The following is a 16,511-nucleotide window of genomic DNA, read 5'->3' as shown; positions in this document are numbered from 1 at the left end:
GACCCGAGAGTCCCGCAGGAAGAGCCCGCCATGAACGAGCAGCATCCCGAACACCCCGAGCAGCCCGAGCAGCCTGAAGCGCCCCAGCAGCCGGGCCAGCAACCGGGTCAGCCCCGAGACGATCGCCCCCAGTACGGCATCCGCCTGACGCCGGAGCAGCAGGCCGAGCACCAGGCCCGGCTGAGCCAGGCTCAGCAGGAACGGCAGGAACGGCAGGCCCAGCAGGGCCAGCATCCGGCCCCGCCCTACGGCCAACCGCCGCAGGGCCCGTCCCCGTATGGCCAGCCGCCGCAGGGGCAGAACGCCTACGGCCAAGCTCCCTACGGTCAGTCTCCCTACGGACAGCACCCCCAGGGCTACTCCCCCTACGGGCAGCCGCCGGCCAACCAGCCCGGCCCGGGGTACGGCTACCCGGGTCAGGACGTCCCGCAGCAGCTCGGTCCGATCACCAAGCCGAGCACGATCGACCGGTCCTATTGGCTGATCCTCGCGGCCGGCCTCGCGTTCCTGGTCATCGAGCTGTTCTCCCTGTTCTCGCCGAACATGGGGCTGACCCCAGAGATGCTGGACCTCTACCAGGAGCAGATGGATGCGGCCGGCGTGGCGATCGAGATGGAGTCATTCCTGGCCTCGGTGCGCATCTTCGCCGTGGTCTTCACGGTGCTCCTGGTGGTGCTGTACTGGCTGATCGCCACCGGTATCCGCCGCGGCTCCAACGTGGCCCGGATCTTCGGCACGATCTTCGCCGTGCTCTCCCTGACCTCCGTCTTCGGCCCCGGCCTCATCTACGTGGCCCTGGGAATCGCCGGAATCGTCTTCGCCTACCTGCGCCCCTCCAGTGAGTACCTCCGCGCCAAGGCGTGGGAGAAGGCCATGCGCCGCTAGACCTCCCGCACCTCCCGGTCAACCGCCCCGGCGGGCGCCGCTACTGCCGCAACTCGGCCTGGTGGAAGGCCAGGATCTGCAGTTCGGTGGACAGGTCCACGGCACGCACCGTCACCCCGCGGGGCACCACCAGGTCCACGGGGGCGAAGTTCAGCAGTCCCCGGATCCCCGCCGCCACCAGACGGTCGGCCACGGTCTGCGCGACGCCGGCCGGCACCGCCATGATCGCCAGCCTCGCCCCGGACTCGGCGACGCTTCCCTCCAGCTCCTCGAGCGGCCGGACCACCACGGAACCGCGCCGCTCCCCGACCAGGCGGGGGTCGGCGTCGAGCACTGCGCACAGGCGCATCCCGCGCTCCCCGAAGCCGGCATACCCGGCCAGCGCCGAGCCGAGGTGCCCGGCGCCCACCAGGACCACGGGTTGGTCCTCCACGAGGCCCAGGGCCCGGCTGATGGCCTGCTGGAGCGCGGCCACGGGATAGCCGACCCCGCGTCTGCCCAACTGGCCCAGGCTGGACAGGTCCCGGCGCAGCACTGCCGAGCTGACCCCGGTGTGCCCGGCCAGGTCGGTGGAGGACACCCGAACGGTCCCGGCCCGGGCCAAGGCGGACAAGGCGCGCAGGTAGCCGGGCAACCGGGACACGGTGGGCCGGGAGAGGCCGGACCCCGGACCCCGGTGGTGACCGGCTCCGTCGCTGCTCATGGCCGGTCCGCGGTCAGCATCCGCTCCAGGCGGATCGGATCGATGCGCCAGAAGTCCCGCTGCACGCCGTCCACCATCAGGACGGGAATCTCCTCGGCATGCCGCTCGGCCAGGTCAGGACGCCCGGCGATGTCCACGGCCTGCCAGTCCACCCCGAGCCGGTCACAGACCTCCTCCACCACGGCCAGCGCGTCCGCGCACAGGTGGCAGCCGTCCTTGACGAGGAGTTCGACGGCGGGGACGGCACGGGGGCCGGAGGCTGGTCGGGGTGCTGGCGGGGGCTGCATCTCAGTCATCCGCTCCATCGTAGGCCCGGCGGAGGTTCGACAGCTCCGAGCGGCTTAAACAGCTCCGGGGCCGTCCTGCCTTGCGGCGGGACGGCCCCGGATGCAGCGAAACCTCGCGGTGAAGCGCCTACTTCTTGTTGCGGCGCTGGTGGCGAGTCTTGCGCAGTTGCTTGCGGTGCTTCTTCTTGGACATCCGCTTGCGGCGCTTCTTGATCACTGAACCCATAGGGAAACCTCTTGTGTGGTTGGTGAATCCGCAACAGACGCCTGTTGAAGATCCGTACATCTTTGGTCAAAAACGTTCCCTAACACCTTACCCTGCACTCGGGTGTGGCAACGAACCGGGAACATCGGCCGGCGTCAGGACCGGCCAGAATGCCGGCACAGGGACCGGCAGACATCAGGTGTGGCAGGCGAGGTCAGGCGTGCCGGCCATCCGTGCCGGTGGCCCGGTGGTCCGTGGCGCCGGTCTGCAGTATCTGCTCGACGGCGGACTCGGGCACCCGGTAGGAACGGCCGAAACGCACAGCGGGGAGCTCGCCGGCATGGATCATCCGGTAGACGGTCATACGGGACACACGCATCATCTCGGCCACCTCTGTGACCGTCATGAAGCGCGTGTCGGCGAAGTTACCGGCATCAACCACTTGCGTTCCCCATTTCCACTGCCTTGCTTCGAACTGTCTCGATCTGGCGGCACAGTACATCTGCCGCGCCAGGCGTGGCATTCTCAGACATCCTATCGAACACACGGTGCACTCGTGTCACCACAGGCACACCTACAGAGCATACAACGGCGTGTCAGTCGAACCAGGGATCCAGCCCATGATAGGGAAAGATCTCCTTCCGGGTCGCCATGATGGTCTGGTCGACGGGGTCTGAGGGATCGTAGCCGACCTCCCAGGAGCGCCACCAGACATCCACCCCGTCCGACATGGTGTCCGGAATTCCCGCCATCTCGTTACCGGGGCCCCACCCGGCGGCCCGTGCGGCGTAGTCGCGCCATTCCTGCGGGATGACCGTGCTGGTCCGGAGCGGCTGCCCGGTGGCAGCGGCCACCAGATGCGTCCAGGTCCGCGGGACCACGGAGAAGGGACTGTAGCCACCGCCCCCGGTGGCCAGCCATCGGTCCCCGGCGAAGTCGCGGGCCCAGTCGGAGGCGTCCAGCGCCAGTTGGCGCTGGCCATCCACGGACATCCGCAGATTCGTCAGGGGATCCTCCCTGTGGCCGTCGCAACCATGCTGGGTGACCAGTACCTGCGGGTCGAAGGCCCGGAGCAGCTGCGGGACCACGGAATGCGTGGCCCGCAGGTAGCCCGCATCACCGGTGCCCGGTGGGAGCGCCACATTGACGGCGGAACCGAGCGCCACGGGTCCGCCGGAGTCGTTCGCGAAGCCACTCCCCGGGAACAGGGAGATGCCGGTCTCGTGGATGGAGATGGTCAGCACGCGCGGATCGTTCCAGAAGATGGACTCGACGCCGTCACCATGATGGGCGTCCAGATCCACATAGGCGACCCGCCGGGCTCCTCGATCGAGCAGCCGCTGGATGGCCGCGGCGCAGTCGTTGTAGATGCAGAATCCACTGGCCTTGCCACGGCCGGCGTGATGGAGCCCGCCGGCGAAGTTCACGGCATGCAGGACCTCCCCCGACCAGATGGCCTCCGCTGCGGCCACGGAGCCGCCGAGGATCCGGGCTGAGGCCTCGTGGACGTGGGGGAACACCGGATTGTCGTCAGTCCCCAGCCCCCGCTCCAGGTCCTCGGCCGCCTCGCCCGTGCTGACGGCACGGACGGCGCGGATGTACTCGGGATCGTGGACGGAGGCCAAGACCTCGTCAGAGGCCACCTCGGGCTTGATGATCCCCACTCCGGGCCGGTCGAGCAGACCGAGAGCCTGGGACAGCCGGTGGGTCAGGTCAAGGCGTACCGGCGCCATGGGGTGGGCGGTGCTGAACTTGTAGCCCAGCAGCGCCTCGTCCCAGACCACGGCCGTGGCCGTCGGGGGACGGCCAGCGGGGGCCGGGACGGGTGCGGTCCTGGGGGCGCGACTGGACACGGCGCCCGGTGCGGTACCTGGATCGGCACCTGGAACGGTGCCGGTCGCGTCGTTCGGTGTGTTGGTCATCACCACACAGACTATGCTTCCGGCGTCACCACCGGCAGGTGATGACGTCATGGGCGGCATCTCACACCGGATGGTGGATGATGGGATCGTTCGTGACCAGGGACGGAACAGGCGGAACGGAAGGGACGTGATCACCGGCGCATGACCCGGCACCAGCGCATCCCCCGCCCCCGCTCCCTGTCTCGCTCCCTGCCCCGGCCCCAGGCCCGCCGAAAGACCGGAGGCCGGATCCCGACGCCGTCGGGCGGCCGCACAGTCCGCCCACCCTCCGCCCTGAGCAGGGCCTTGTCCCCCCGGGTCGGCCCCCCGGCCGGCGGTCCGGACCGCTCCGGGCTCCGCGAGGTGCTCGAACGCCTCCGGTTGTTCGTCTCCACGGTGGCCGGAGCGTCACCGGCACGGGCCGCGCTGCTGGCCTTCGCCGTCGTCATCCTGGTGTTCACCGCCCTGTTGTCCCTGCCCTTCGCCTCGAGGACCGGGCGCATCACCGCCTTCCACGACGCCCTGTTCGTGGCCACTTCCGCGGTTTCCGTCACGGGGTTGACTCCGGTGAACACGGCGGAGCACTGGAGCTTCGCCGGGCAGCTGGTCATCCTCGTGGCCATGCAGATCGGCGGGCTGGGGATCCTCTCCATGGCGGCGCTGCTGACGTTGGCCGTGTCCAAGCGGCTGGGCGTACGGTCCAAGCTGATCACGCAGGAGGGCATGACCACCGGCCGGATCGGGGAGGTCGGGGCCCTGCTGCGCGTGGTGGTCGGCACCACGTTCTTCTTCGAGGCGGTCCTGGCGGTGGTGCTGGTGCCCCGGTTCGTGGTGCACACCGGCTCCTGGGGTGAAGGGCTGTGGAACGGGATCTTCTACTCGGTCTCCGCCTTCAACAACGCCGGCTTCACCCTCCACACGGACGGGTTGGAATCCTTCATGCACGACCCGTGGATCATCTGGACCCTCATGGCCGGGGTCTTCGCCGGTGCCCTGGGCTTCCCGGTGGTCATGGTGCTGATGCAGCAGCGCTGGCGGTGGTCCCGGTGGAACCTGCACACCAAGCTGACCGTCACCACCACCACCGCCCTGGTGCTCGGCGGGGCCCTGCTGATCGGGATCTTCGAGTGGTCCAACCAGGCCACGCTCGGCCAGTTCGGGGTGGCCGAGCGCCTCCAGTACTCGCTGTTCGGCTCGGTGATGTCCCGGTCCGGGGGCTTCTCCGTCTATGACATCAACGAACAGTCGCCCGAGACCCTGCTGCTGACGGACGCCCTGATGTTCGTGGGCGGCGGTTCGGCGTCCACCGCCGGCGGCATCAAGGTCACCACCCTGGCGGTGATGTTCCTGGCGATCGTGGCCGAGGCCCGCGGCGACCGCGAGGTCACCGCCCATGGGCGCACCATCACCCCGGGTTCGGTCCGTGTGGCCATCTCCGTCCTCGCCCTGGGCGCCACCCTCATCCTGGTCGGCACCATGGCCCTGGTGGCCATCAGCGACGAGTCCCTGCAGCGCCCGCTGTTCGAGGTACTCAGCGCGTTCGGCACGTGCGGGCTGACCACGGGGCTGACGGCCGAGCTGCCGCCGTCGGGCAAGTACGTGCTGACCGTCCTGATGTTCGCCGGCCGTGTTGGTACGATCACCTTCGCGTCCGCGCTGGCCCTGCGTCAGCGCCGCATCCTGTTCCGGTACCCCGAGGAAAGGCCGATCATTGGCTGAGAACCGTCCGGATCCCCACGCCCCGGTGCTGCTGATCGGCCTGGGCCGCTTCGGTTCGGCCGTGGGCGAGCAGCTGGTGGCCCAGGGCCGCGAGGTCATGGCGATCGAGCGCGACGCGGCCCTGGTGCAGAAGTTCGCCGGCACGCTGACGCACGTGGTCGAGGCGGATGCCACCGATCTCCAGGCGTTGCGCCAGCTCGGCGCCCAGGAGTTCGCCACCGCCGTGGTGGGCGTGGGTACCTCGATCGAGTCCTCCGTGCTCATCACCGTGAACCTGGTGGACCTGGGCGTAGAGCACATCTGGGTCAAGGCCATCACCCCGGCCCACGGCAAGATCCTGCGCCGGATCGGCGCGCACCACGTGATCTTCCCCGAGCACGACGCCGGCGTCCGGGCCGCCCACTTGGTGGGCGGGCGCATGCTGGACTTCATCGAATTCGACGACGACTTCGCGATCGTCAAGATGTACCCGCCGGCAGAGGCCGTGGGCTTCACCCTGGCCGAGTCGGACATCCGCGCCAAGTACGGGGTGACGATCGTGGGCGTGAAGACGCCCGGCGAGGACTTCACCTACGCGCAACCGGACACCAAGGTCGGGCCGCGGGACACGCTCATCGTCTCCGGGCACACCGACCTGCTGGAGCGCTTCGCCTCCCGGCCCTGAGCGTCAGGACCCGTATTCGCGGCTCATCGCCTGACCGCGGGCGGCAGAGGCCCGCATGCCCCGGGCGATCAGGTCGGCGAGCCCGGAGTCCAGGAACGAGTTGACCGCGGCCTCCGTGGTGCCGTGGGGGCTGGTCACCGCCCGGCGCAGCGCCGCCGGGTCCACCTCCGGCTCCGCGAGCATCCGGCCAGCTCCGGCGACGGTGGCGCGGGCCAGGTCCTTCGCCAGGTCCTCGTCCAGGCCCATTCCCGCTCCCCCGGCGGCCATCAGCTCGGCCAGCAGGAAGGCGTAGGCGGGCCCGGACCCGGAGACGGCGGCCACGGCGTCGAGCTGGGACTCCTCGACCTGGTACACGGAGCCGGAGCCACGGAAGAGCCCGGCGGCCAGGTCCACGTGGTGCTCGGTCACGGCGGTCCCGCCGGCCAGCCCGACCACACCCATGCCCACCGTCAAAGGCGTGTTCGGCATGGTCCGCACCACCGGCTGCCCCTCGGGCAGGTTCGCCTCCATGGCCGCCAGCGGGATCCCGGCGGCCACGGACACCACCACGGTGCCGGGGCGCAGGGCGCCGTGGATCTCCCGGCACAGGGCCAGGATGTCCTTCGGCTTGACCCCCAGGACCACGAGGTCCGCCCCTGCGGCCGCGGTGCGGTTCGCGTCGGGATCGGACTCGGTGGCGGCCACGGTGACCCCGTAGCGCTCCTGGTTCTCCCGGGCCCGCTCGGCGGAGTGGCCGGTGGCGCGCACGGAGGCGGCGTCCGTTCCGGCCGCGAGCATCCCGGCCAGGATGGCGCCGTTCATGTTCCCGAGTCCGAGCAGGGCGATCTTCATGGAAGGGGGGACCTTTCGACGGTGTCTTGATCGGTGTCTTGATCGTGGTCTGGATCTCCCCCGGAGGCGGAGCGGGCGGCACCGGCGGCGAGGTGGTGGCGGGCGAACTCGAGCGAGTAGATCAGCATCTCCTCGCGCTCCCCGGCATATTTCGTCTTGCGGGTGCCGACCTCCACGCACACGGCGCCGTCCCAGCCGGTCTCCCCGAGGTATTCGATGCACTCGGCCACGGGCTGGTCCCCGTCACCGGGGAGCATGTGCTCGTCCTTGCCGTTGGCGGTGCCGTCCGTGAGGTGGACATGGCGCAGCCGCTCGCCGAGGGAGCGGAACGCGTCGAGTGAGTTCTCCTGGGCGATGGCGGCGTGGGAGAAGTCCCAGATGACGTAGTCGTAGTCCTCCGGGACCGGGTCCCAGTGCGGCAGGTACATCGTGGCCTCGCGGCCGCCGGCCCGCCACGGATACATGTTCTCCACACAGATCAGCACGCCGGTGGCGTCCATGATCTGCCGGATGCCCTCGGCGAAGCCGGAGGCGTAGTTGCCCTGCCACCGGAACGGCGGGTGGGCCACCACCACCTCGGCTCCGACCTCACGGGCGAGGTCCGCGCTCTTGGCCAGCTTGTTCCAGGCCGAACCCCACACCTGCTGGGTGAACAGCAGCGTCGGGGCGTGGATCGAGTGGATCGGCATGCCGTGCTTCTCGGACAGCCGGTTCAACTTCACGGGGTCCTGGGACCACGCATTGTGCGTGACCATGACCTCCACCCCGTCGTATCCGAGGTCCTCGGCCATCGCGAACACGTCCTGTGTGCCCAGCGGGAACACGGAGGACGAGGACAGGGTCACCGGGATCTCAGCCGGTCCAGTCACTGGTCACCCCCACGGAGAAGCCGGGCAGCATCGGGTCCGGGTTGAGGTAGACGTTCCCGACGCCCGGAGTGGTCTCCCGCCCCAGGATGCCCTCCTGGACCAGGGCGTCCAGCCGGCGCATGATGAGTCCCTCGCGCAGGGCCCAGGGGCAGATCTCCACCTGGGTGACACCGAACGCGTCCATCGCGGCCTCGGCCACCATGCCGCCGGCGAGCATCTGGGCGGCCCGCACCTCGGATACCCCCGGCAGCCTGGCCCGTTCCCTGGCCGTCATCGCGGCCATCCGGTTGACCCACAGCGTGAGGTCCTCTCGCCGGAGGTGGCGCTTGACGAACGGTCCGGCGGCCAGGGGTGCCGCGCCGGTGATGCGGGCGAGCGAGCGGAAGGTCTTCGAGGTGCCCGTCACCAGCACGGGCGCCGTCATCAGCGGGAATCCCTCGGCCGCCTCGGCGATCGTGGCCTTGATGTGCTTGCGCAGCTTCTTGGTGGACTTCGGCGTAGGCGGGTCCGCGGGCAGCCAGTCCCGGGTCAGCCGGCCGGCTCCGAGCGGGATGGACACGGCATAGCTGGGCAGCTCATCCGTGCCGTAGGCGATCTCGAAGGATCCGCCGCCGATGTCGAAGTTCAGGATCGAGCCGACGTCCCAGCCCTGCCAGCGGCGCACCGCGAAATACGTCATCGCGGCCTCCTGATCACCGGAGAGCTCGGTGAGGTGCACGGAGGTCTCCCGGGTGACCCGCTCCAGCACCGCCGCGCCGTTGCCGGACTCCCGGATGGCGGAGGTGCAGAACGCGATCATGTCCTCGGCACCGTTCGCCACGGCGAAGGCGACCGCCTCCCGGATGAAGGTCACCAGCGCATCCTGGCCGGATTCCTTGATGCGTCCGTCCTCGTCCTGGTGGTCGAGCAGGGACAGGGACCGTTTGTGGTCGGCGAACGCCGAGGGACGCGCGCCGGGATGCGCGTCCACCAGCAACAGGTGGACGGTGTTCGAACCGATGTCCAGCACACCCAGGCGCATGGTGTCCGCCTTCTTCTTCCGCTACTTCTTGCCCGACTTGGATGCACCGGACGTGGACTTCGAGCGAGCGGCCGGCTTGCGGGCCGGCTTCTTCGCCGGCCCCTTGGCACGCTTGTCCGCCAGCAGCTCATAGGCCTGCTCGGCCGTCAGCGACTCCGGGTCCATGGCCCGCGGCACGGTGATGTTCGTCTCGCCGTCCGTGACGTAGGGACCGAAGCGGCCATCCTTGACCACCACCTTCTTGCCCGACGTCGGGTCCTCCCCGAATTCGGCCAGCGGCGGCTTCGCTGTCCCGCGCCCGCGCTGCTTGGGCTGGGCGTAGATGGCCAGGGCCTCCTCCAGCGTGATCGTGAAGATCTGCTCCTCGGATTCGAGGGACCGCGAGTCCGTTCCCTTCTTCAGGTACGGGCCGAAGCGGCCGTTCTGCACGGTGATGTCCACGCCCTCGGCGTCCTGGCCGAGCACGCGCGGCAGGCTCATCAGCTTCAGGGCGTCCTCGAGGGTGACGGTCTCGATGGACATCGACTTGAACAGGGAGCCGGTGCGCGGCTTCTCCTTGGCCGGCTTCTTCTTCGGCTTGGGCTTGCCGTTCTTGTAGTACTCGGTGGGCTGGGCCTCCATCCAGGCCGCCAGCTCCTCCTCGGTCATCTCATGGATGACCTCGGTGACGTAGGGGCCGAATCGGCCGTCCCTGGCCATGATGGTGCGCCCGGTCGCCGGGTCGGTCCCCAGCTCGCGCTCGGACGGGCCGGCGGTCGCGAACAGCTCCTCGGCCTTCTCCGCGGTCAGCTCGTCCGGGGGCAGGTCCTCGGGGACGTTGGCGCGCTCCGGATCGGTGCCCTCCGGGGATCCCGCCGGGATGTCCTTCTCCAGGTAGGGGCCGAACTTGCCCACGCGCAGCGTGATGCCCTCGGCCACCGGGATGGAGTTCACGGCGCGGGCATCGATGTCACCGAGGTTGTCCACCACGGCCTTGAGGCCCTCGGCACTGGACTCGGCACCGAAGTAGAAGTGCTGCAGCCAGGCCTCACGCTGGAGTTCGCCGGCGGCGATCCGGTCCAGATCGTCCTCCATGCGGGCCGTGAAGTCATAGTCGACGTACTTGCCGAAGTGCTCCTCGAGCAACCGGATCACGCTGAAGGCCGTCCAGGACGGGACCAGGGCGCTGCCGCGCTTGGTGACATACCCGCGGTCCATGATCGTGGAGATCGTCGGGGCGAAGGTCGAGGGACGGCCGATCTCCCGCTTCTCCAGCTCGGCCACGATCGAGGCCTCCGTGTACCGCGGCGGCGGGGAGGTCTCATGGCCGGAGGCGATGACGTCCTCACCGGTGAGAGACTCACCCGAGGCCACCTCGGGCAGGCGCTTGTCCTTGCCGTCCTTACCGTCGCTGCCGGCGCCACCGGAGGCGCCCTCGGCCGGTTCGGAGCCGGCGTCGCGCCCCTCCTCGTAGGCGGCGAGGAAACCGGGGAAGGTGATGACGGTGCCCGAGGCGCTGAACCCGGCGAGCCGGCCGGCCATCTCACCCGAGGAAGCGGTCTCCAGCGCGGTGCCGGAGAGCTTCACGGTGGCGGTGTAGCCCTTGGCGTCAGCCATCTGGGAGGCGATGGTGCGCTTCCAGATCAGCTCGTAGAGGCGGAACTCGTCCGCGCCGAGGGATCCGGAGACCTGGCCCGGGGTGCGGAAGTGGTCACCGGCGGGGCGGATGGCCTCGTGGGCCTCCTGCGCCGAGTCGTTCTTCGCCTTGTAGATCCGCTTGGCCTGCGGGATGGAGTCCGGGCCGTAGAGCTCGGTGGCCTGCCGGCGAGCCGCGGTGATGGCCTCGTCCGAGAGCATCACCGAGTCGGTACGCATATAGGTGATGTAGCCGTTCTCATACAGCCGCTGCGCCACCTGCATGGTCACCCGCGAGGAGAACCGCAGCTTGCGGGAGGCCTCCTGCTGGAGCGTGGAGGTGGTGAACGGGGCGGCCGGACGGCGCGTGTAGGGCTTGTCCTCAACCGAGTCGACGGTGAAGGTGGCTCCCTGCAGCCCGGCGGCCAGGGCGGTGGCCGTGGCCTCGGTGAGGGTGGCGACCTTGCCGGCGGCGGACTTCTTGAGCTGGCCGCGGTCGTCGAAGTCGCGGCCGGTGGCCACGCGCTGGCCGTCCACCGTGTTCAGGCGCGCGGTGAAGGACTCGCCGGCGTCCTTGCCCTCATTGGCGGTGAAGGTGCCGTCCAGGTCCCAGTACGACGCCGGCACGAACGCCATGCGCTCGCGCTCGCGTTCGACGACCAGGCGGGTGGCGACGGACTGCACGCGGCCCGCGGACAGACCCTGACGGACCTTGCGCCACAGCACCGGGGAGATCTCGTAGCCGAAGAGCCGGTCGAGGATGCGCCGGGTCTCCTGGGCGTCCACCAGGTCCGCATCGATCTCGCGGACGTTCTCGAGACCGCGGGCGATGCCCTCCTTGGTGATCTCGGTGAAGGCCATGCGGTACACGGGGACCTTCGGCTTGAGTTCCTGCAGCAGGTGCCACGCGATGGCCTCACCCTCGCGGTCGGCGTCCGTGGCGAGGTAGAGGGCGGAGGCGTCCTTGAGCAGCCGCTTGAGGTCGGCCACGCGCTTCCGCTTGTCCGGGTAGACCACGTAGTACGGGTCGAAGCCGTTGGCGGTGTCCACGGCGAACCTGCCGTAGGGGCCCTTCTTCATGTCCGCCGGAAGGTCCGACGGCTGCGGAAGGTCCCGGATATGACCCGCCGATGCGTCCACCACCCATCCTTCGCCGAGATACTTGGCGATGGACTTGGACTTGGCGGGGGACTCCACGATGACCAGTTTCGTTCCGTCACCGGAGGAGGTGGTCTTCTTGGACGTCTTCTCAGACACTCGGGCTCCTTTTCGTCGCCGGGCGGGGAACAGGTCCACTGGGCCCGGCTGGCTCAGTGGATGGCCGCCTGTGACTTCCAGGCGGACCGCCCGGTGCCCTACTAATGTAACGGCACCGCGCCCCCGGTCCTTGACCGTCGGCGCGCCCCGGGCTCCCGATCAGGCGTGACCGGGGGTTTCCGGGACCGAGTCTGCCAGAACAGAGACGAGGTAATACACGCGTTCGGCGTCCACCGAGCGCTCGGAGGCGGGATTGAGCTCCTCGAACTCGTCGATCAGCTCGGCGAGGCGGCGCTGGAACTCGGCGCGCTGCTCGGCGTTGACGAACACCATGCCGGTGGACAGCACCGGGGGCCGGCGCCGGCCGGGCTCGTGGACGCCGATGTCCCGTCCGTCCAGGGGCGCATTGGCGTCCCGAGCGGTGGCCACGGCCTCCTCCGCCGCCTGGCGCAGGAGCTTGTCCTCGGCCTCTCGGCGGGCCACCTCCTTCATGATCCGGTCCCGGAAGGTGTTCAGCTGGACGTCGATGAACGCCTGCTTGGAGGCCGGGGTGTGGTTCAGGGAGTCGACGAGCAGCGAGTAGCCGGCCGCCTTCCAGCGCCGCTCACGGCCGTCCCCCTCCGAAGGCGAGCGTTCCACGAAGCCGTATTTCTCCAGGGCTCGCAGGTGGTAGCTCATGGCCGAGGGGGTCAGTCCGCATCGGGAAGCCAGTTCGGTCGCGGTCCGGGTGGACTGCGAGGCGTAGAGCTCCTCCAGCGCCTCCAGCCGGGCCTCGTGGGCCAGGGCCCGGATGGCCTGGGGATCGGAGATGACCACCGGCCGTCGGGCGGCCGGCACCGTTCCGCTCCCGGGGGTCGGAGCGGTGTCTAGTTCAGTCATGGACCAAGATTCTAGGCAGTTCTTTCAGATTTAGCGTGTCCTCGTTCACATTCCGGACGGTATCGGTGCGGTAACGGTCAGGAATCCGTCCGTGAGCAGCTCGGCCACGGCGGCCACCAGGGCCCGCTCCCCCGCCTCGTCCAGGTCCAGCAGTCCGGCCACCGCACCGGTCAGCTGCCCCACCGAGAACTCGCCGTCCGCGGCGGACAGGAACCCGGCGGTGGCGGTGTCCACGTGGGCCGTCCGCCGGAAACCGCCGCCCTGACGGGCCAGGATGATCTCCGGGTGGTCGGAGCCGAAGCGCTGGTGGCGTTCCTCGGTGACATCGCCGGGGACCGTGACGTGCAGCTCCCGCAGTGCGCTCAGGTCTCCGGTGCCTGCTGTATCTCCTGTATCTCCTGTAGCTCCGGCGACCAGGTCCCAGCGGTCCACCGTCTCGCCCCAGGCCGGCCCCAACGGCTGCTGCAGCTCGGATTCGAGGACCTCGGTGCGGATCCGGCCGGCCCGCGGTGCGGCCGGGCGGCGCAACCACACGTACCCGAACCCGACGGCGGCCACACCCCGTTCTCCGAAGTCCTCCAGGTAGCGCCGGTACCCCGCCGTGTACTCCGCGGGGTCGAGCTGCTCCGAGGAGTCCTGCAACCAGGTCTCGGCGTAGCCGGCCGGGTCCAGCAGGTCACGCTGGATGAACCAGGCGTCGACGCCGGACGGCACCCAGGAGCGCGGGCGCACCTCCCAGTCCGGCAGCTGGGGGCTGGCGGCCCCGGCCACGCGGTCCGGTGCGCTGTCCATGGCGCTGTCCGTGGCGTGATCCGTGGTGTCGCCTGGGACGCTGTCCGTGGTGCTGTCCGAGAGGCCGTGGATCTCCCAGTTGCCGAGCATCTGCGCCATGCCGCCAGGCTCGAGGTGCTCCGGCAGGGTGGCGACGAGCTCGGCCAGCAACCGGTCCCCGGGGCGGCCGCCGTCCCGGTACGTGTTGATCCCATCCCCGACCTCCCCGGTGAACCGGTCCGGCTCCGACCCCGAGCGCGGGGTGATGACGTAGGGCGGGTTGGAGACGACCAGGTCGAAGCGGTGGCCGGCCACCGGCTCCAGCAGGTCCCCCTGCAGCAGGGTCACGCGCCCGCCGAGCGTGAGGGGGAATCCGCTGCGGGAGCCCTCCGATTGACCGTCCGGCCCCCGGGCTTCTGTCTGATCGAGGTCCAGTTCTCCGGTCAGGTCCAGGCCGAGGGCCTCGGCGTTGAGGGCCAGGTTGAAGGCCGTGAACTCGAGCGCTCGGAGGGAGAGGTCCGTGGCGGTGACGTGGTCGGCGTGGGCCAGCAGGTGCAGGGTCTGGATGCCGCAGCCGGTGCCGAGGTCCAGGGCGCGGGCCACGGGGCGGCGGATCACGTTGCCCGCCAGGGTCATCGACGCCCGGCCGATGCCGAGCACGTGCCAGGAAGGCAAGGTGGTCCGGGTCTGCAGGGCGGTCTGGTCGCTGGCCACCCATACCTCACCGAGGTCGTCGGTCGAGTAGGGCGAGAGGTCGACCACCGGGTGGAAGGCACCGTCCCGGATCCAGCCCAGGTTGAGCTCGGCGGCATCGGCGGCCGTCAGCGCGGGCAGGGCGGCGTCCAGCGCGGTGGTCGGCACCGCGTCGCCGAGCATCCAGCAGGACACGACGGCGGCGAGCGCGCGCTGGGAGGCGGGGGCGCCGGCGTCGTGCATCACCTGGGCGAGGCGGCGGCGGGCCGGCTCGGCCTGCTCGCGCTCCAGTGCGGCGGTGGCCATGGCCCCCAGCAGATCCCCGACCGCATCGGTAGTGTAGGGCAGGGCGCGCAAGTCGGCGGCGAGGGCGGCAACGGCGTCGACGGCGGCGGGACCCCGGCCCCACCGCGGCGGGTCGATCATCGCGTGGTTGAAGGGCTGCTCGGTGCTGGGAGTGCTGGCGGGACTGGCAGTGTTGGCGGCCTTCGGACGCGGTTCGGTCATGACTCCATTGTGGTGCGTGGCCGGCACCGCCTCCGCATCACCGCCGCCCCCTCCTCAGGGCGCTGCCTCACGGTGCCGCCGCGAGGAGTCCCTGCCGGAGTTTCTCGACCTGCCGGTCGAACGCCGCCACCACGGTCTCCGGGTCCACGAGGATGCCGCTGACCATGACGTGGTGATGGCCCACGGTGTCCACGGCGATGGTCACGCTGGCGTCCCCGAGCAACTCGTCACCGCTGCTGTGCGCCACCACCCCGTCCCGGCCCCCGGGCAGGGGCGCCACGGTGACAGTGGCCTCGCCCTGGCGCAGTTCCGTGGCCTCGCAGTCCCGGCCCACCGCGGTGTAGAGCGGGCCCGGCTCCGGCCCGTTCGCATCCTCGCGGGCGAACAGCGCGGTGGACAGGATGGGAGGCAGGTACGCATCCTCGTAGCCCTCGACCACGCTGACGGCCTCGGCGGCGCTGGCGGTGGTCTCGAAGGATGCGGACTGCAGGGCCTGCAGCGCGTCAGCGCAGGCGCCCTCGGCCTGGGAGGGATCGTCGACCACGGTCGCGATCAGGCTCGGGTCGATCTGCTCCCCCGGACCGTCGGCTCCCTCCAGCCCATACTCCTCCATGGTCAGGAGCATCGCCCGGAGCTGCTCCCCGGACTGGGGAGGGGTATCCGCCGGGTCGGGCGACCCGCAACCGGTCAGCAAAAGCCCCGCGAGAACCAGCCCGGCGGCCCGGCGTCTCACCGGCACACCGCGCACGTGCGGTCCGGGGCGGCCAGGACGCAGGCATCGCACACGGTGTCCAGGGTCTGGCAGGACGGATCGGAGCAGTTCCGCAGCTCCGAGGTGGGACCCGCACAGAGGGTGCACTCGCCGATAGTCGCGGACTGGTCGGAGAACTGGACCCGCATGCGCTGGTCGAAGACGGCCAGGGACCCCTCCCAGAGGCCGGAGTCACCATAGGCCTCTCCGTACTTCACGATTCCGCCGTCCAGTTGATAGACCTCCCCGAAGCCGCGGTGGTGCATCAGCGCCGTCAGCACTTCACAGCGGACCCCGCCGGTGCAGTAGGTGACCACGGGCTGGTCCTTGAGGTGGTCATAGGCACCCGAGTCCAGTTCGGAGACGAAGTCCCGGGTGGTGACGGTGTCCGGCACCACGGCCCCGGCGAATCGACCGATCTTGGCCTCCACGGCGTTGCGCCCGTCGAAGAACACCACGGGGGTCCCGGCGGACTCCTTCTCCTCCACCAACCGGTGCAGGTCCTCGGGTGTCAGGTGCACTCCGGTGTCTTGCACGCCGTCCTCGGTCACGACGATCTCGTCCGGGGCGTCGAAGGCCACCAGCTCGGGCCGCACCTTGACGGACAACCGCGGGAAGTCCTCCGCCGAACCGTCGGACCACTTGACCTCCAGACCGGCGAAGGGGCCATAGGTGCGGGTGGTCTTGACGTACTGTTTCACCGCCGCCAGCGGTCCACCCACGGTGCCGTTGATCCCGTGCGGGGACACGATGATGCGCCCGGTCAGCCCCCAGCGCGAGGCCAAGGCGTGCTGCCAGAGGCGCACGGCCTCTGGATCGGCCAACGGGGCGAAGCGGTAGTACAGGGCGATCTTGGACTGGCTCACTGCATCAAGGGTAGTCCGGGATCTCCCGCCCCACGAGGGCCGTCCGGAGACGGCGCCGCTGCGGGGGACCGCGGCATACTGGGAAGTG

At 69.9% G+C, this 16,511-nt stretch carries 16 protein-coding genes; 3 read left to right on the top strand and 13 right to left on the bottom strand.

The annotated features are described in order from the left end of the window. The first annotated feature begins 30 nt into the window (after positions 1 to 30). Positions 31 to 885 (top strand): hypothetical protein, encoded by an 855-nt coding sequence (locus IEX49_RS09460; protein ID WP_188805930.1) that lies wholly within the window; start codon positions 31 to 33, stop codon positions 883 to 885. Positions 886 to 925: 40 nt separating this feature from the next. Here IEX49_RS09460 and IEX49_RS09455 read toward each other — a convergent pair whose 3' ends face one another. The 5 genes from IEX49_RS09455 to IEX49_RS09435 all read right to left on the bottom strand — a co-directional run bounded on the left by IEX49_RS09455 (position 926) and on the right by IEX49_RS09435 (position 4,002). Next, a complete protein-coding gene (locus IEX49_RS09455; RefSeq protein ID WP_188805929.1) occupies positions 926 to 1,588 on the bottom strand; it encodes a redox-sensing transcriptional repressor Rex in 663 nt (220 codons plus the stop codon). After that, entirely contained in the window at positions 1,585 to 1,884 is a 300-nt protein-coding gene (locus tag IEX49_RS09450) for a glutaredoxin family protein (RefSeq protein WP_373286711.1), read from the bottom strand. Before IEX49_RS09450 ends, IEX49_RS09455 begins: the two co-directional genes overlap by 4 nt. A gap of 118 nt (positions 1,885 to 2,002) precedes the next feature. Beyond that, positions 2,003 to 2,101, bottom strand: coding sequence for a 30S ribosomal protein bS22 (locus IEX49_RS09445; RefSeq protein WP_009882927.1), 99 nt, complete (start codon positions 2,099 to 2,101; stop codon positions 2,003 to 2,005). Positions 2,102 to 2,294: 193 nt separating this feature from the next. After that, complete coding sequence (locus IEX49_RS09440) at positions 2,295 to 2,486, bottom strand: helix-turn-helix domain-containing protein (RefSeq protein ID WP_229672499.1); 192 nt, start codon at positions 2,484 to 2,486, stop codon at positions 2,295 to 2,297. A 190-nt stretch (positions 2,487 to 2,676) separates the two neighbouring features. After that, complete coding sequence (locus IEX49_RS09435) at positions 2,677 to 4,002, bottom strand: acetoin utilization protein AcuC (protein WP_188805928.1); 1,326 nt, start codon at positions 4,000 to 4,002, stop codon at positions 2,677 to 2,679. A gap of 141 nt (positions 4,003 to 4,143) precedes the next feature. Here IEX49_RS09435 and IEX49_RS09430 point away from each other — a divergent pair, with 141 nt between their 5' ends. Both IEX49_RS09430 and IEX49_RS09425 read left to right on the top strand, forming a co-directional pair. Beyond that, the gene (locus tag IEX49_RS09430) at positions 4,144 to 5,700 is read left to right on the top strand and encodes a TrkH family potassium uptake protein (protein WP_188805927.1); all 1,557 of its coding nucleotides are present in this window, start codon (positions 4,144 to 4,146) and stop codon (positions 5,698 to 5,700) included. Next, positions 5,693 to 6,364 (top strand): potassium channel family protein, encoded by a 672-nt coding sequence (locus IEX49_RS09425; RefSeq protein ID WP_115932016.1) that lies wholly within the window; start codon positions 5,693 to 5,695, stop codon positions 6,362 to 6,364. Before IEX49_RS09430 ends, IEX49_RS09425 begins: the two co-directional genes overlap by 8 nt. Before the next feature lie 3 nt (positions 6,365 to 6,367). Here IEX49_RS09425 and proC read toward each other — a convergent pair whose 3' ends face one another. The 8 genes from proC to trhO all read right to left on the bottom strand — a co-directional run bounded on the left by proC (position 6,368) and on the right by trhO (position 16,423). After that, the gene (gene proC / locus IEX49_RS09420) at positions 6,368 to 7,195 is read right to left on the bottom strand and encodes a pyrroline-5-carboxylate reductase (RefSeq protein WP_188805926.1); all 828 of its coding nucleotides are present in this window, start codon (positions 7,193 to 7,195) and stop codon (positions 6,368 to 6,370) included. Beyond that, positions 7,192 to 8,064 (bottom strand): sugar phosphate isomerase/epimerase family protein, encoded by an 873-nt coding sequence (locus tag IEX49_RS09415; RefSeq protein WP_188805925.1) that lies wholly within the window; start codon positions 8,062 to 8,064, stop codon positions 7,192 to 7,194. The genes proC and IEX49_RS09415 overlap by 4 nt, the downstream gene beginning before the upstream one ends. Further along, entirely contained in the window at positions 8,048 to 9,085 is a 1,038-nt protein-coding gene (locus IEX49_RS09410; RefSeq protein WP_188805924.1) for a Ppx/GppA family phosphatase, read from the bottom strand. The genes IEX49_RS09415 and IEX49_RS09410 overlap by 17 nt, the downstream gene beginning before the upstream one ends. Before the next feature lie 21 nt (positions 9,086 to 9,106). Further along, positions 9,107 to 11,956 (bottom strand): type I DNA topoisomerase, encoded by a 2,850-nt coding sequence (gene topA / locus IEX49_RS09405; protein WP_188805923.1) that lies wholly within the window; start codon positions 11,954 to 11,956, stop codon positions 9,107 to 9,109. A 159-nt stretch (positions 11,957 to 12,115) separates the two neighbouring features. Beyond that, the gene (locus IEX49_RS09400) at positions 12,116 to 12,835 is read right to left on the bottom strand and encodes an ArsR/SmtB family transcription factor (RefSeq protein WP_188805922.1); all 720 of its coding nucleotides are present in this window, start codon (positions 12,833 to 12,835) and stop codon (positions 12,116 to 12,118) included. A gap of 45 nt (positions 12,836 to 12,880) precedes the next feature. Next, complete coding sequence (locus IEX49_RS09395; RefSeq protein WP_229672498.1) at positions 12,881 to 14,806, bottom strand: DUF7059 domain-containing protein; 1,926 nt, start codon at positions 14,804 to 14,806, stop codon at positions 12,881 to 12,883. A gap of 67 nt (positions 14,807 to 14,873) precedes the next feature. Then, positions 14,874 to 15,539: a hypothetical protein gene (locus IEX49_RS09390; RefSeq protein ID WP_188805921.1), complete on the bottom strand. Its 666-nt coding sequence runs from the start codon at positions 15,537 to 15,539 to the stop codon at positions 14,874 to 14,876. Then, positions 15,536 to 16,423, bottom strand: a complete 888-nt coding sequence (gene trhO / locus IEX49_RS09385; protein ID WP_188805920.1) for an oxygen-dependent tRNA uridine(34) hydroxylase TrhO — start codon at positions 16,421 to 16,423, stop codon at positions 15,536 to 15,538. Before trhO ends, IEX49_RS09390 begins: the two co-directional genes overlap by 4 nt. Between the last annotated feature and the right edge of the window lie 88 nt (positions 16,424 to 16,511).

The organism is Citricoccus zhacaiensis (assembly GCF_014645315.1).
Taxonomy (GTDB): Bacteria; Actinomycetota; Actinomycetes; order Actinomycetales; family Micrococcaceae; genus Citricoccus; species Citricoccus zhacaiensis.
The sequence above is the reverse complement of the archived record's forward strand: the minus strand, read 5'-3'. Positions and strand labels throughout refer to the sequence as shown.

Excerpts from the sequence above, each read along its gene's own strand:
- IEX49_RS09430 (WP_188805927.1), top strand. The coding sequence starts at position 4,144 with ATGACCCGGCACCAGCGCATCCCCCGCCCCCGCTCCCTGTCTCGCTCC.
- IEX49_RS09450 (WP_373286711.1), bottom strand. The coding sequence starts at position 1,884 with ATGACTGAGATGCAGCCCCCGCCAGCACCCCGACCAGCCTCCGGCCCC.
- IEX49_RS09455 (WP_188805929.1), bottom strand. The coding sequence starts at position 1,588 with ATGAGCAGCGACGGAGCCGGTCACCACCGGGGTCCGGGGTCCGGCCTC.
- IEX49_RS09435 (WP_188805928.1), bottom strand. The coding sequence starts at position 4,002 with ATGACCAACACACCGAACGACGCGACCGGCACCGTTCCAGGTGCCGAT.
- proC (WP_188805926.1), bottom strand. The coding sequence starts at position 7,195 with ATGAAGATCGCCCTGCTCGGACTCGGGAACATGAACGGCGCCATCCTG.
- IEX49_RS09460 (WP_188805930.1), top strand. The coding sequence starts at position 31 with ATGAACGAGCAGCATCCCGAACACCCCGAGCAGCCCGAGCAGCCTGAA.
- IEX49_RS09410 (WP_188805924.1), bottom strand. The coding sequence starts at position 9,085 with ATGCGCCTGGGTGTGCTGGACATCGGTTCGAACACCGTCCACCTGTTG.
- IEX49_RS09395 (WP_229672498.1), bottom strand. The coding sequence starts at position 14,806 with ATGACCGAACCGCGTCCGAAGGCCGCCAACACTGCCAGTCCCGCCAGC.
- IEX49_RS09400 (WP_188805922.1), bottom strand. The coding sequence starts at position 12,835 with ATGACTGAACTAGACACCGCTCCGACCCCCGGGAGCGGAACGGTGCCG.
- IEX49_RS09440 (WP_229672499.1), bottom strand. The coding sequence starts at position 2,486 with ATGACGGTCACAGAGGTGGCCGAGATGATGCGTGTGTCCCGTATGACC.
- IEX49_RS09445 (WP_009882927.1), bottom strand. The coding sequence starts at position 2,101 with ATGGGTTCAGTGATCAAGAAGCGCCGCAAGCGGATGTCCAAGAAGAAG.